The organism is Methylobacterium sp. HMF5984 (genome assembly GCF_045033435.1).
GTDB lineage: Bacteria > Pseudomonadota > Alphaproteobacteria > Rhizobiales > Beijerinckiaceae > Methylobacterium.
The window spans coordinates 3,029,578-3,042,405 of record NZ_JBJFLN010000001.1 but is presented as its reverse complement, the minus strand read 5'-3'; the positions used below and the strand labels follow the sequence as shown (position 1 = coordinate 3,042,405).

10 protein-coding genes and 7 pseudogenes are annotated in these 12,828 nt (G+C 57.2%); 10 read left to right on the top strand and 7 right to left on the bottom strand.

Annotated features, from left to right (window positions below; all coding sequences use genetic code 11):
* Positions 1-583: 583 nt before the first annotated feature.
* From ACFZ8E_RS14725 to ACFZ8E_RS14715, 3 genes and pseudogenes are all read right to left on the bottom strand, one after another.
* Positions 584-968: pseudogene (locus tag ACFZ8E_RS14725) on the bottom strand (integrase core domain-containing protein); the annotation flags it as partial.
* A 63-nt stretch (positions 969-1,031) separates the two neighbouring features.
* Positions 1,032-2,231, bottom strand: coding sequence for an IS256 family transposase (locus ACFZ8E_RS14720; protein WP_405043083.1), 1,200 nt, complete (start codon positions 2,229-2,231; stop codon positions 1,032-1,034).
* 103 nt (positions 2,232-2,334) lie between these two features.
* Positions 2,335-2,469: pseudogene (locus ACFZ8E_RS14715) on the bottom strand (IS3 family transposase); the annotation flags it as partial.
* On the opposite strand from ACFZ8E_RS14715, the pseudogene ACFZ8E_RS14710 reads away from it, so the two are divergent.
* Positions 2,468-2,842: pseudogene (locus tag ACFZ8E_RS14710) on the top strand (IS701 family transposase); the annotation flags it as partial. The pseudogenes ACFZ8E_RS14715 and ACFZ8E_RS14710 sit on opposite strands and share 2 nt — an antisense overlap.
* A gap of 13 nt (positions 2,843-2,855) precedes the next feature.
* Positions 2,856-3,091 (top strand): annotated as a pseudogene (locus tag ACFZ8E_RS14705) (transposase); the annotation flags it as partial.
* A gap of 69 nt (positions 3,092-3,160) precedes the next feature.
* Here ACFZ8E_RS14705 and ACFZ8E_RS14700 read toward each other — a convergent pair.
* Positions 3,161-3,490, bottom strand: a complete 330-nt coding sequence (locus tag ACFZ8E_RS14700) for a hypothetical protein (protein ID WP_405043082.1) — start codon at positions 3,488-3,490, stop codon at positions 3,161-3,163.
* Here ACFZ8E_RS14700 and ACFZ8E_RS14695 point away from each other — a divergent pair.
* The 3 genes from ACFZ8E_RS14695 to ACFZ8E_RS14685 all read left to right on the top strand — a co-directional run bounded on the left by ACFZ8E_RS14695 (position 3,489) and on the right by ACFZ8E_RS14685 (position 7,024).
* The gene (locus tag ACFZ8E_RS14695) at positions 3,489-3,803 is read left to right on the top strand and encodes a hypothetical protein (RefSeq protein ID WP_405043081.1); all 315 of its coding nucleotides are present in this window, start codon (positions 3,489-3,491) and stop codon (positions 3,801-3,803) included. The two genes, ACFZ8E_RS14700 and ACFZ8E_RS14695, sit on opposite strands and share 2 nt — an antisense overlap.
* A gap of 574 nt (positions 3,804-4,377) precedes the next feature.
* Positions 4,378-5,520, top strand: coding sequence for a glycosyltransferase family 4 protein (locus tag ACFZ8E_RS14690; RefSeq protein WP_405043080.1), 1,143 nt, complete (start codon positions 4,378-4,380; stop codon positions 5,518-5,520).
* A 58-nt stretch (positions 5,521-5,578) separates the two neighbouring features.
* A complete protein-coding gene (locus tag ACFZ8E_RS14685; RefSeq protein WP_405043079.1) occupies positions 5,579-7,024 on the top strand; it encodes an oligosaccharide flippase family protein in 1,446 nt (481 codons plus the stop codon).
* Between the two features lie 465 nt (positions 7,025-7,489).
* On the opposite strand, the gene ACFZ8E_RS14680 is transcribed toward ACFZ8E_RS14685, so the two are convergent.
* The gene (locus ACFZ8E_RS14680) at positions 7,490-7,642 is read right to left on the bottom strand and encodes a hypothetical protein (protein ID WP_405043078.1); all 153 of its coding nucleotides are present in this window, start codon (positions 7,640-7,642) and stop codon (positions 7,490-7,492) included.
* Between the two features lie 253 nt (positions 7,643-7,895).
* Here ACFZ8E_RS14680 and ACFZ8E_RS14675 point away from each other — a divergent pair, with 253 nt between their 5' ends.
* From ACFZ8E_RS14675 to ACFZ8E_RS14665, 3 genes are all read left to right on the top strand, one after another.
* Positions 7,896-8,612 (top strand): sugar transferase, encoded by a 717-nt coding sequence (locus ACFZ8E_RS14675; protein WP_405043077.1) that lies wholly within the window; start codon positions 7,896-7,898, stop codon positions 8,610-8,612.
* A gap of 86 nt (positions 8,613-8,698) precedes the next feature.
* Positions 8,699-8,929 (top strand): hypothetical protein, encoded by a 231-nt coding sequence (locus tag ACFZ8E_RS14670; protein WP_243950533.1) that lies wholly within the window; start codon positions 8,699-8,701, stop codon positions 8,927-8,929.
* Positions 8,930-9,063: 134 nt separating this feature from the next.
* Positions 9,064-9,270: a hypothetical protein gene (locus ACFZ8E_RS14665; RefSeq protein ID WP_405043076.1), complete on the top strand. Its 207-nt coding sequence runs from the start codon at positions 9,064-9,066 to the stop codon at positions 9,268-9,270.
* A gap of 16 nt (positions 9,271-9,286) precedes the next feature.
* Here ACFZ8E_RS14665 and ACFZ8E_RS14660 read toward each other — a convergent pair.
* A pseudogene (locus ACFZ8E_RS14660) lies at positions 9,287-10,251 on the bottom strand (IS481 family transposase).
* 201 nt (positions 10,252-10,452) lie between these two features.
* Between ACFZ8E_RS14660 and ACFZ8E_RS14655 the strand changes: the two are divergent.
* Positions 10,453-10,895: pseudogene (locus ACFZ8E_RS14655) on the top strand (IS5 family transposase); the annotation flags it as partial.
* Between the two features lie 14 nt (positions 10,896-10,909).
* On the opposite strand, the gene ACFZ8E_RS14650 reads toward ACFZ8E_RS14655, so the two are convergent.
* Positions 10,910-12,123, bottom strand: a protein-coding gene (locus ACFZ8E_RS14650) for an IS3 family transposase (protein ID WP_405043068.1) whose coding sequence is annotated in 2 segments (ribosomal slippage) — positions 10,910-11,844 and positions 11,844-12,123 — 1,215 coding nt in all. Because the reading frame shifts where the segments join, the coding sequence is not laid out codon by codon here.
* 60 nt (positions 12,124-12,183) lie between these two features.
* On the opposite strand from ACFZ8E_RS14650, the pseudogene ACFZ8E_RS14645 reads away from it, so the two are divergent.
* Positions 12,184-12,471, top strand: a pseudogene (locus tag ACFZ8E_RS14645) (transposase); the annotation flags it as partial.
* Positions 12,472-12,828 lie beyond the last annotated feature (357 nt).

The following is a 12,828-nucleotide window of genomic DNA, read 5'->3' as shown; positions in this document are numbered from 1 at the left end:
ATAGATCATATAAGGGTACCCACTGAAGGGGTTGGGATGCAAATTTATTAAAAATATATCAGAGTGGCTCCTGAAGTATATATCAGGGCATTTTATTCCTGTGATTGTGGCATTTAGGATATGGTACGATAATACATTTGCTTGCCTTGTGGGTTAGAAATGCGCCGCACTCCTGTTTTTCATTGCTGTCAAGTTTAGGATGTCTCTTGCTCAATCTACTAGCATAGTCTCAGTCGCAATCGAAGAATGTCTCAGGACATCACGCTTGCATTAGAGCCGTTTCCAAGGGGGGGGCGGCGAGTTTGGTTCGGCAGGGTTAACGGGTGAAGGAGGCTGTGATGCCGTGACCGTTATCCGTGCATCTGTGTGAACGTGTCGTGGCCGCCGTGTAGAAGAGTGCGTCCTGCCATCGGGCTGTCGTGCAGCTTTGGGGGCCGCGTATCAAGCGCCAGCTGCTGGTCGGAGCGCTTTCACCACAAGGGCCGGGCTTGCAGCCTGGCCCTTGTGGTGGCGACCATGCCTCGCACTGCATCGAGGCACATGCCGACCTGGCCTGCCCCCGTTCGGTGGCCCAGGTTTGAAATTAGTGCATCGTCGGACGCGTGACGATGGCGGGGTGAGCGAGCGGCACTGAGCCGCTTGGTTCCGTTGGCCAGATGACGATCTCTGGCGCAGGCGGCTGGTAGCCGAGCGACGCGTGCGGCCGGATGCCGTTGCCGTGCTTCCGCCATTGCTCGATCACGACGCTGGCCTCCTTGAGGGTGTAGAACACCTCGCCGTTGAGGAGTTCATCCCGCAGCTTCGCGTTGAAGCTCTCGTAAATCACCGTTCTCCCACGGACTGCCCGGCTCGATGTAGGCGGTCGTCGATCCCACCGCCGCGATCCAGTCCTGAACGGCCTTGGAGATGAACGCAGGCCCATTGTCCGAGCGGACATGGCCTGGCACACCGCGCAGACTGAACAGGTCGTGTCCCTTGGCGTGGTGTAGCTTCTGGTGAGCCACGACGATCACCGGCTTGGGCCGGGAGGATCAGGCTGCCAGGGTGGGCAGGCTGACGAGGGGATCATCGCTGATTGGCGCGATGCTTTCCAGCGTCATGTAGCGGCCCCGTTGGACGGCCCATTCATCGTTTTGTTCGAGGAGGATCGCGCCGACGAGGCAGGTCACGGCTTCCTCATTAGGGAAGATGCCGACGACCTCGGTGCGGCGCTTGATCTCGCCGTTGACGCGTTCCAGCGGGTTGGTTGAATGCAGTTTGACCCGATGAGCGGCGGGGAAGCCCATGTAGGCCAGCACGTCTGGCTCGGCCTCATCCATCAAAGCGGCGAGTTTGGGGACCTTGGGCCGGAGTTGGTCGGCCACCTTGCGCCATTGGATCTTGGCAGCTTCCGCATCGTCCTGAGCAAACGCGGTGGCGATGAAGGCCGAGACGACCCGTCGGCCACTCTTACCGGCATGAGCCAGGACGTTGCGCATGAAGTGGACGCGGCAGCGTTGCCAGGTGGCGTTCATGACCTTGGCAACGGAAGCCTTGATGCCCTCGTGCGCGTCCGAGATCACGAGCTTCACGCCCCGTAGACCCCGCCGGGCGAGCTTGCGCAGGAACGCCGTCCAGAACGTCTCGGCCTCGGATGGGCCGACATCCATGCCGAGCACCTCGCGCCGGCCGTCGCTGTTGACGCCGACCGCCACGATCACCGCCACCGAGACGATGCGTCCCTCCTGACGCACCTTCACGTAGGTCGCGTCGATCCAGAGGTAGGGCCACTCGCCTTCGATAGGTCGATCGAGGAACGCACCCACGCGCTCGTCGATCTCCTGGCAGAGCCGGCTGACCTGGCTCTTCGACACGCCGGTGCCGCCCATCGCCTGGACAAGATTGTCCACCGAGCGGGTCGAGACACCCTGGATGTAGGCCTCCTGGATCACGGCCGTGAGCGCCTTCTCGGCCATGCGCCGTGACTCCAGGAAGCTGAGAAAGTAGCTCCCCTTGCGCAGCTTGGGGATCCGAAGTTCGACCGTGCCAGCCCGTGTCTGCCAGTCCCGGTCACGGTAGCCGTTGCGCTGGACCAGCCGCTCGGCACTCTTCTCACCGTGGGCTACGCCAGTCAGGCCGCCCGCCTCCGGCTCCATCAGCCGCTCCGCCGCAAAGCCGATCATCTCACTCAGCAAATCGGTGTCGGCGCTCTTCTCCATCAGCCCGCAAAGGCTCATCATCTCGTCGGTCATCGGGGGGCTCTCGGGTTCCAGGTTGGTTGTCGCAACTCAACCCTACCCGGCAACCGCCGATGACCACCCCTCAGCTACACCACGCTGTGGGACACGACCGACTGAACAGATCCGAGAGCATGTCGATCACGTCGAGGGCTTTCAGTTTGCAGGATACTCGGATGGCCAGGCACTCGCGGGTGAACTCATCAATGACGTTCAGCATCAGGTACTTGCGTCCGTTGTGCGTGCGGTGCTCGTCGGGTGAGCGCAGATATTACCTGTCCAACCTGCCGGCCGACACGTCACGGCGCGCCCTGGCAGGCACGATCAAGGCGCGCTGGGTCTGCGAGCAGGCCCACCAGCAGCTCAAGGAAGAACTCGGCCTCGACCATTTCGAGGGACGGTCCTGGACCGGGCTGCATCGACACGCGCTGATGACGTGTATCGCCTGCACCTATCTGCAGCACCTGCGCCTCGCCGAACATCGTCGGACGGGGCGGGGAAAAAATGACGACCCGCCTTCCGGGGCCGCCGCCATCACCCAGCCTGCCCGCCGTGCGGCAGGCCATCATCGGTCAGCTGTTCGCCAGCCTCGTCCCGCCCGTCCTGTGCCCACACTGCCAAAGGCGCTTCGCTTATTGAGGCGAGCGCTTCGGCACCGCGACGGCGATCACCATCGAGATCGTCGCGCCCGACGAGGGACAGAAGGGCTTCGCGGTTCAACCGCGACGGTGGGTCATCGAGCGGACGCTCAGTTGGATCAGTCGATGCCGTAGGCTCGCCAGGGATCAATTGAGGCGACGACCTCTTCCGCACTCGCCTTCTTCGTCCTGGCAGCAGCGATGGTCCTGGTCAGGCGACTGGCGAGGAAATTATGAAACGGGGTCTGATAGTTATTTTTATTTTAGATATGAATGAGGCGATTTTTGAATGGGTAGATAGACAATTTATTTTTTTATTTGGGCAACTCGCCCCGAGCGACGATCAATGAGTACAGTAATATCATCACCGTTCTCATCCGTACCATCTACAACTACATGAATACCATGGCGCTTGACCATATCGATATCGATGACGCCTGCTTGCCGAGCAATTCGGCGTGCCTCCAAACGCGTCAGTTCATGCTCCCCTTCCAAGCCGATGTCGTTTGAGTAATCATCCGTCTTCATATCAAGCATTATTTCTTTATTGCTCCGTTGAATATCTTGAGCAGCCGCCGAATCGGAAATTATAGTGCATTTTATTGCGCATAAAAATACAAAGACAAAAAATTTCATGTGCATTTTTATTTTTATCATTTTATTTTCTCTCCCAGTAAGCCCACAACTGCACAAGCACTATAACAAGATCCTGACCGAGCCGGCCACCATCTGGCAGCAGGTGAGCGGGCCGGGCTGGCACGGCACAGGTGAACGCAGGATCGAGATCACCTCGGCTTCCGCCGTCTGGCATCATTCCGGGCTGCCGGTGGTACCAGTCCGTTGGGTTCTGATCCGCGATCCCGAGAACCGCTTCGAGCCGCAAGGGCTGCTCTGCACCGATCCAGCACGAGATCCGACACAGATCGTGACGTGCCTCATCCTGAGCTAGTCGAAGGATCGTCCGACGCTGGCAGGTCGAGGTTACCTTCCAAGAGGCACGGGCCCATCTCGGCGTCGAGATCCAGCGTCAGTGGTCCGACAAGGCCATTGCCCGCACGACGCCCTGCCTGCTCGCCCTGTTCTCAATCGTCACCCTAATGGCCCAGCTGCTCCCAACCCGTCAGCGGCGGCAGATCGCGGCGACGGCGTGGTACCCCAAGCCCCAGCCTACATTCTCGGACGCCCTCGCCGTCGTCCGCTATGCGATCTGGCGCGAGGAGGGTTTATCGACGTCACGTCGCAAACGCGACCGCAGGGAACCTTGGTTCCGTCTGCCGCCATCCTGGGCCTACGCTCTCTGCCAAGCCGCCTAATTGGCCAAAGTCGAGCTCAGAGTTGTGGCCAGGACCACTTTTCTTCCGCTATGGTTCCACTCACCGAGGGATGTGCAACGGCTGAGAGCCTAGAAAATGATGACATTACGGGCCAACTGATTTTGAGGGCTAATTTATGTCGTGGTTGGCAAAAGAATGAAACTTCTCTAAGTCAATATTATCACCAGCATAAAACATGGAGCACTCCATTTGTCTGATCGATCCCTAAGCATTCTTATGGTGGATGCATCCCTTTTTACAGCCCCCTACGATGAAGGTATTACGAAAGGTCTTGAAGAAAATGGTGCTGTGGTGACTTGGGCCTGTCGTGACCCCCGTCCAAATGAAGAGTACCAATTAATACGCAAGAGGCAATTCGCTGGCATCTTTTATCCCGGTCTCGTAGGCTCCGCAAAAAATGCTGGACTAAAAGCCAAGATAATTAAAGCCATATCACATACGGTCTCTTTAGTTAGACTGCGGTATTCCATAATAGAAATCCGACCAAGTATCGTTCACTTACAATGGACTGTATTTCCACTGACAGATATAATATGTATTTATGGCATTAAGCGAGTGGCACCGGTAGTTCTAACAATACATGACACCATACCATTTAACGGCAATCCTACCTCTAAATTACAAACATTAGGTTTGAGCCGCGTGATGAGAAGTGTTGACCATATAATCGTCCACACTGAGCACGCAGCAAACACAATACGTAAAATCGTAAAAAATCATACTCCGGTTTCTGTGATTTCTCATGGCCCATTAGGAAACCAAAAGTCTCTAATAAGAAATCCTACATTTGTAAATTCGCGTTGGACAGTCGTTATGTTCGGCAAGATTCAAGCTTATAAAGGGGTTGATATTCTTGTAGAAGCAATTACTCTAATAGATCCTGAAATTCGACGAGGAATAAAAATTATAGTAGCAGGAGAAGCTTTTATTGAAATGGAGTCGATTTTAAAACGCAGTCAGGTACTTGGCATTGGAGAATGTATTGATTTTAGACTGTGGCGTCATAGCGATAGCGAAGTAGAAAATCTTCTATTGGAGGCTGACGCTTTCGTATTCCCCTATAGACAGATCGACGCAAGTGGTGTGCTATACCTAGTTGCAGCATATAGAAAATGGATCATTGCGAGTAACATCGGAATATTTCATGAACTAGTGGAAGAGAACAAAAGTGGCTCTCTCGTTCAACCTGAGGACGCACATGCACTATCAAAAGCACTCGCCGAGTCGATTGATAAGAAACCCAAAGTAGAATTGCCCATAGAATCTTGGGAACAAATAGGCAAGAAAACTATCGAATTATACAAAAGAATAATAAAATCTAGATCGAAATAATATTATATGCTGGCCATCTTCGATATAATTTTAGTTTGGTTATGGAGGCTAGACCTATATGTCGTTGCGATTAACTGCTGCTCGTTCTTTGGTTTGGACTATTCTAGAGAGCGGCGGATTATCGGTTCTATCTTTTATAACTTTAGTTGTCGTTGCGCGTATTGTAACTCCTGCCGAGCTTGGCATTTTTGCAGCAGCACTCAGCATCGTCCAGCTTTTAACGTTATTTGTTGAAATGTTATTTCACGACGCTCTTGTACAGCGACCGGATACTAACCAAGGGCATTATGATACTGCATTCACCGTATCGCTGATAATAGCTATATTGCTTTGTACGTCGTCCTGGATGTTTTCAGAGCTAGTTTCGAATTTATTAAATTTGCCAAGGGTAGGGTATATTTTATCTATTCTAAGTATTGGTTTAATTTTCTCAGCCTTTGGAAGTACACTTGTAGCTCGTCAACGGCGTGAGTTTAGTTTTAAGGCTTTAGCTTTGCGTTCGCTCATCGGACGGCTTCTTGGATCCGGGGTAGGCATTACGGCTGCTGTTATGGGAGCAGGTATTTGGAGCCTTGTGGCCCAACAGCTCGTGATGACGGGATGTGCAAGTGCAATTTTATGGTTTTCCACGCCAATGCGCCCGCGTCTCAATATTATACCTGGACGCATTAGAGATATGGCAGGTTTTGGACTGACAAGTTTGGCAAATATATTAATTATGCTGTCCGAATCGCGGATATTCTTGCTGATGGTAGCATATTCTTTAGGTCCAGCCAGCGCAGGATTTCTCAATCTCGCGTTCCGTGTTGTCGACATGCCCCGCGATGTTATTTCAGGCGCTGCCAGTCAACTTGCATTGCCGCTATTCCGAAACGTCAGTAGCGATCGTACGGCTCTTACTAATGCTTATGTTGAAGCAGTTTCTTTTACGTGCGCGATAGGATATCCTATTTTTTTTGGTCTAGCAGCTTGTGCGCCGGAAATTATCGAAATCATGTTTGGCTTAAAATGGTTTCAATCAATTAATTTTACAATCTTATTTGCACTTCTTACTGTAGTCCACTTCCCCAAACTCTATGCCTCAACTATCCTTAGTGCCTTAGGAAAACCTCAGTTTCTCACTCCTGTTTTGACAGTTTCATTATTAACTGTATTTATTGGCATGCTTACTATAGGCACGCATGCATTGTGGATTGCTGCTTTAGTTTGGGCTATCCGCCTCGTAACTAGCAAGCCGATAGAAATCTTCTTGATCAAACGAGCTAGTGGAATTACTCTTAGACAGCAGCTTCAAGGTGCAGGTGCGCCCTTTCTTGCCGCGTCAATTATGGCAGCGATAGTTTGGTTTTCTGGTCAGGTGCTTACTGAATATTTTTCACCTTTTCCAAGATTGATTATGATGTCTATTGTTGGTGTATTTGTCTATATCCCCATCCTTGCTCTTCTCGACTTGAGAATTATTAAACGTTTAGTGCGGTTTGCTCAAATGATGAATAAAAAATAATTCGGCAGCGAGGCGTATTTTTCTCGATTTTTATGTCCGTCGTCAAATGATTTGGGACATTCAGCGGTGTTCAGGAGCGGAGGCTCTGGTCCATCTGGGTCACTCCTACTCAAGAGAGGCGAAAACGCGATACAACACAATCCGTACGAAGGACAACAGACCCTAAGATTAACCGGACGCTTCTGAGCATTATGATGCGTTGTTTCTCGTGATGGTTCGGCAGACGGCGATGGATCGGGATTGCGGAGGAGCGAGTAATATTAATATTTTTCTGGCGCTGTTCCTAAAGATGAATTAGCTCGACACCGTACCAAAAGTACCGTAGCGCGCCGCCAAGTTCTCTCAAGAAACGGCCGTACGCGGCTTCTGCGAAGGCAGCATCGGGGCGACCCTTTCCAGCGCTGAGGGTCAACGTTTGGCTAACGGGCGTCTAGTTCTACGAGGCTCTTTGAGGTCTCGGTAGTTTTAGCGGCGCAGCTTGAAGGATGCGGCGAGGAGGATGCCGAGGGTGGCTCCGAGTTGCGCGCCGAGCAATCCGCCGACCCATCCCCAACTCAGGCCGATCCAGAGCCCAAGCGCGGCCATACTTATCGCGCCGCACAAGAGAACGATCAGCACGCGTTTAGCTCCTAACTACTGCGTTATATGGTTTTATGACAATCTCTCCGACAAATTTTGCTGTTATACATCCATATCTTATTCTGATAACGGTATGATACTGTAGATATCTGAGGACTTACATAGAGGAAAGATCGATTTCGAAGCGTTTTATCTCCTACGGTCACGCTTGTGTAGCGGCAAGTGTCGCGGTATGGAGTTTGCATTAATGTTCTTTTAACCCTGTGCACCTGCGCGCCCCAGGAGAGTGACCATGCTGCGTGAGGCCGGCCATCCGTCTTCCTCCACGGCCGTTGCACCGCAGCATCTGAGCGAGGTGGTCACACAGGCAGTGCTGCCACTCGGAAAGGCACGGCGTCTGGAACGGCTGGGCAAGCGCAGCCTCGATATCGGCGTGGCCGGCACGGCGCTGTTCCTCCTGTTGCCGTTGCTCCTGCTGCTTGGCTTGCTCGTCTGGGCCGGAGACGGCAAGGCTCCGATCTTTCGTCACATGCGGATCGGGCGAAAGGGCCGCCGTTTCGGGTGCCTCAAGTTCCGCTCAATGGTTCCGGACGGTGATGCAGTGCTGCGGGCCCACCTGGCTGCCAATCCGGCCGCCCAGCGGGAATGGGACGAAACGCACAAGCTCGCCAACGATCCGCGCGTGACGCCGCTGGGTTTGGTGCTGCGCAAGACCAGCCTCGACGAACTGCCCCAGCTCGTGAACGTGCTGCTGGGCGAGATGAGCCTGGTTGGCCCCCGTCCGATCGTTCAGGCCGAGGTCGAGCGCTATGGCTCTGCTTTTGCCACCTGCTTCTCGGTCACGCCTGGGGTCACGGGTCTGTGGCAGGTGTCGGGGCGCAGCGATTGTTCGTATGCCGAGCGGGTGGCGCTGGATCTCGATTACGCCACGCATTGGGGGCTGGGTCGCGACATCGCCATCATGCTGCGCACGATCCCGGCGGTCCTGGCTCAACGCGGCAGTCGCTGACCCCACCAGCACGGGCGGCATTGCTGCGGCAATCCTGGGCAGGGTAGGACGCCGGCCTGGCTGTCATCAGCCGGCGGAGACAGGTGATGAAGGCCTTGCTGCTGAATGCCCTGCTCGGCCTGGGGTTGGGCCGATTTGGCTCGATCTGGCTGGCTGTGGTGTTTGTCCCGATCGTCGCCCTCGAGGTGGCTTATGGCGTCTATAGCTTCCACTTGAGCCCTGCTGCGTGCGTTCGCCGGGGCCTGACGCTTCTGATCTGTGCGCAGCTGGCTTTCCTGCTCGGCGCACTCATGCGCCCGATGCGCAACGAAACCTGATCCACCTCATCATGGTGTGTGGAGATCGCCTGAGACGGGCTGTTCTGCCACGCACGGGTGGTGACAAGCGGGTTGGTAAATGATTTGCTAAGACCCTCGCGGCACGCTGGGTTTGCGCTGCGGAGGGATCAGCTTTGGACGAGAACGACCCGCTTTGGTACGACTATGCCGAGCCTGACGAGGCTCCTGGCCTGTGGCTGCATGCCTTGGCTGGTGTGTTCTGGGTGCTGGCGAGCAGCATCGCGGTGGCACGGCACGTCTACGGGGTGCCGGACAGGGTTTGGCAGTGGAGTGCAGGCTGGATTGCCCGGCGTATTGCGACCGGCATTCGGCGCTTCTGAATCCCTTCGGACGTTCCTAGGTGTGCAGTCCCGAAGTGAGGTGGGTTGGATTGTATCTGAAGCGGCTTGGATCGTCTGCCCAGGCTCGGCAGGTGGCTTCCTATGGGGTGAGGCCGCGTAGGGTCTTGAGCCGCCGAGCGAAGTTGTAGGCATCCAGGAAGGCGGCGAAGTGTTCCCGCAGCTATCGTGGGTGTCGTAGTGGTAGCGCCTGACCGTCGCCTCCTTGAGGGTCCGGTTCATGCGCTCGACTTGGCCATTGGTCCACGGGTGGTTTGGCTTGGTGAGCCGATGTTCGATGTCGTGCGCCCGGCAGATCTGGTCGAAGCGGTTGACGCGGTACAAAGCGGTCGGACCGCGACGGTTCTTGGGCAGTTCGGCGAACTGGATGCCGTTGTCGGTCAGGATGGTATGCAGGCGGTAAGGACAGGCCTCGATGAGCGCCTCCAGGAAGGCGCAGGCCACGGGCCGATCGGCGCGTTCGTGCAGTTGGGCGAAGGCGTATTTGGACGTCCTGTCGATCGCCACCCAGAGGTACAGCTTGCCTTCGCCGGTGCGAACCTCCTCGATGTCGATGTGGAAGAAGCCGATCGGGTAGCCCTTGAACGCTTGCTTGCCGGGCTTGTCGCCGCCGACCTCGGGTAACCGGCTGATCCCATGGCGCTGCAGGCAGCGATGCAGCGATGATCGGGTCAGGTGCGGGATGGTGGCCTGGAGCGCGTAGAGGCAGTCGTCGAGCGGCAAGAGGGTGCGCCGGCGGAAGGCGACGATCACCGCCTCTTCCTCGGTCGTGAGCACGGTAGAGTGCGGTGTCTTCGGTCCCATCGCCGCGTCATGAACGAAGGCTCGCTTAGGCCACTTCGCGACTGTCTTGGGGTTCAGTCCGTGCTGGGCGGCAAGATCTTTGAGCGGAGCTTTCGATCGCTGTAGCGCTGCTCTGACCGCGTGCGTAGTCGTGGCGCAGCCGTGAGGAACCTGTCCCATAACGCCTCCCGGAATGCAGCGACCTCAGCGAAACTGATGCCACCACACCTCGGGACTGCACACCTCGGGACTGCACACCTAGGGTGTGAACCGAACCAAGACGTTGCGAGAGTTCTGGTTTTGTGATTCAGAGCCGCCGTTTGCAGCACGGAGGCGGCGATGGCGGACCTGTTCTAGCTCTCGGACGAGCAGTGGGCGGTGATGGAACCGTTCATGCCCAAGAACCAGCCCGGGCCGGAACGAAACGACGATCGGCAGGTCATCTCCGGCATCCTGCACGTGCTCACCTCAGGCTGCCGTTGGCGCGACTGCCCAGTCGCTTATGGTCCGCGCACGACCGTCTACAACCGCTTCAATCGCTGGTCCCGCCGCGGCTTCTGGCGGGCGATGTTGAGGGCGCTGGCCAAGAGCGGATGGGCGGGCGAGGCGGCCGCCATCGACAGTACCTACGTCCAGGCCCATCGTTCGGCGCATGGCGGTAAAGGGGGGGGGGGCGTGCGCAAGGCATCGGCCCCTCGCGTGGCGGCCAGACGACCAAGATCCACGCCCTCACCGATGACCTCGGCCGCCCCGGCGTCCTTCTGCTGACGCCTGGCAACGCCAGCGACGTCACCACCGCCCCAGCCGTACTCTGGGGTTGCCCCGTTTCTGTGGACGGTTAGGGGGCTTGGCTGAGTAGGGTTTCGGCTAGCGGGCCCTCCCGTGTCCCCTGTTCGTAGATGACAGGGGAGCGGTATCCGAGCGCCGAGTGCCGACGCAGCGGGTTATAAAGGCCCTCGATGTAGCTGAAGCAGGCCATCCGGGCCTCGGCCTGCGAACGGAAGCGGCGGCGGGCGAGCAGCTCGCATTCGAGGGTCGAGAAGAAGCTCTCGGCCATGGCGTTATCATAGGCGTCGCCGACCGAGCCCATCGAGGGTCGCACGCCGGCCTCCTGGCAGCGGCTACTGAGCGCCAGCGACGTGTATTGCGATCCCTGGTCCGAGTGATGGATCACGTCGCGCGGCCTGCGCTGGGTGACGGCCATCTCCAAGGCGTCCAGGACCAGCTCTGAGCGCAGGTGGTTGGCCATGGCCCATCCGACGATCCGGCGGCTGAAGGCGTCGAGCACCACGGCGAGGTAGAGGAAGCCGGCTGCGGTCGGCACGTAGGTGATGTCCGCCACCCAGAGCCGGTTCGGAGCGGCGGCGACGAAGTTGCGGTCGACGAGGTCGGGAGCCGGGCGCGCCTCTCGATCCCGCCGTGTCGTGACAGGCCCACCGTGCCGATGGCTGGCTCCGACGAGGCCGGCCTCGCGCATCAGCCGGGCGATGCGCTTGCGGGAATGCCGCTCGCCCTGATCGCGCAGGTCGGCGTGGACGCGCGGCGCGCCATAGGTCTCGTGCGAGCCGAGATGGACGGTGCGGATGCGCTTCAGCAGGGCAGCGTCCGCCAAGCGTCGTGCCGAGGGCTGCCGGCCAGCCCAGGCATAATAACCGGCCTTCGATACGCCGTGGGTGCGCGCCATCACCGCGATCGGGAAGTCGGCCTGGTTCGCACTCATGAACCGGAAGACCCAGACGGCAGGACCCCGGTCTCCCGTGCAAACCAGGCCGTCGCGCGAGAGAGGATATCGCGCTCCAGCTTCAGCTGCCGGTTCTCGCGCCGCAGCCGGATGAGTTCATCGCGCTCGGCCGTCGTCAGGCCAGGATCGGCCGTTTGCAGCTTGGCCTCGCGCCGGCCCTCGCTCCGATCGACCTCGGCTACCCAATTACGGATGGCCTGCGCCGAGGGTTCGAACTCGCGGGCGAGATCGGTCGGATCACGGCCGGCACGGACGAGATCGACCATCTGCCGGTGGAACTCAGATGGGTATGCAGAACGGGTCTTCGGCATCGGAAAAACACCTCACGCGAAAGCGTTCTCGGTGTCCACAAAACAGGGGCAATCCCAGCCGCGGAGGCTCCCGGTCGGGTCCGTCGCCTGGCCGCCGACAAGGGCTACGACGCTGACTGGCTCCGGGCCGACCTGCGGGAACAAGGCATCACGCCGATCATCCCAGGCAAGCGCGGCCGCAGGCGGACGATCCGCCACGACAAACGCCGCTACCGCGAACGCTGGCGGATTGAAGCGACCTTCAATCGCCTCGAGGACTTCCGTCGCATCGCCACCCGCTACGACAAGCTGGCCCGCAACTACGCTTCGGCCGTCGCGCTCGCCGCCGTCATCGCCTTCTGGTGCTGATCGAGTCCAGACCCTAGTGGTTGAGCTCTAACGGTTGAGGCCGTGTGGGGTTTCGGTTTGAGGCCCATCCTGCGAGTCTGGCGGGATGCGCAGTGGTATCTCTTTCACGCTCTCAGCTCGACTTCGGCCAATCAGGCGGCTTGGCAGAGAGCGTAGGCCCAGGGTGGCGGCAGACGGAACTGGGATGGCCCCGGTTTGATGTGCCCGCTGATCCGCAAAGAGCATACCTAAGGCGCATACTAGAACATCCATAGAATGATTCTCATTATGAGTAGTGTATTTATAAAGATTATAATTGATAAGATCATCAAAGTATTTTAGTTGGCGCACTACAATCGGTTATGTTATAATTTAGAC

Bases quoted from the DNA above. Each gene is read 5' to 3' on its own strand.
- ACFZ8E_RS14720 (WP_405043083.1), bottom strand. From the start codon at position 2,231: ATGACCGACGAGATGATGAGCCTTTGCGGGCTGATGGAGAAGAGCGCC.
- ACFZ8E_RS14695 (WP_405043081.1), top strand. From the start codon at position 3,489: ATGTGCATTTTTATTTTTATCATTTTATTTTCTCTCCCAGTAAGCCCA.
- ACFZ8E_RS14700 (WP_405043082.1), bottom strand. From the start codon at position 3,490: ATGAAATTTTTTGTCTTTGTATTTTTATGCGCAATAAAATGCACTATA.
- ACFZ8E_RS14685 (WP_405043079.1), top strand. From the start codon at position 5,579: ATGTCGTTGCGATTAACTGCTGCTCGTTCTTTGGTTTGGACTATTCTA.
- ACFZ8E_RS14675 (WP_405043077.1), top strand. From the start codon at position 7,896: ATGCTGCGTGAGGCCGGCCATCCGTCTTCCTCCACGGCCGTTGCACCG.
- ACFZ8E_RS14670 (WP_243950533.1), top strand. From the start codon at position 8,699: ATGAAGGCCTTGCTGCTGAATGCCCTGCTCGGCCTGGGGTTGGGCCGA.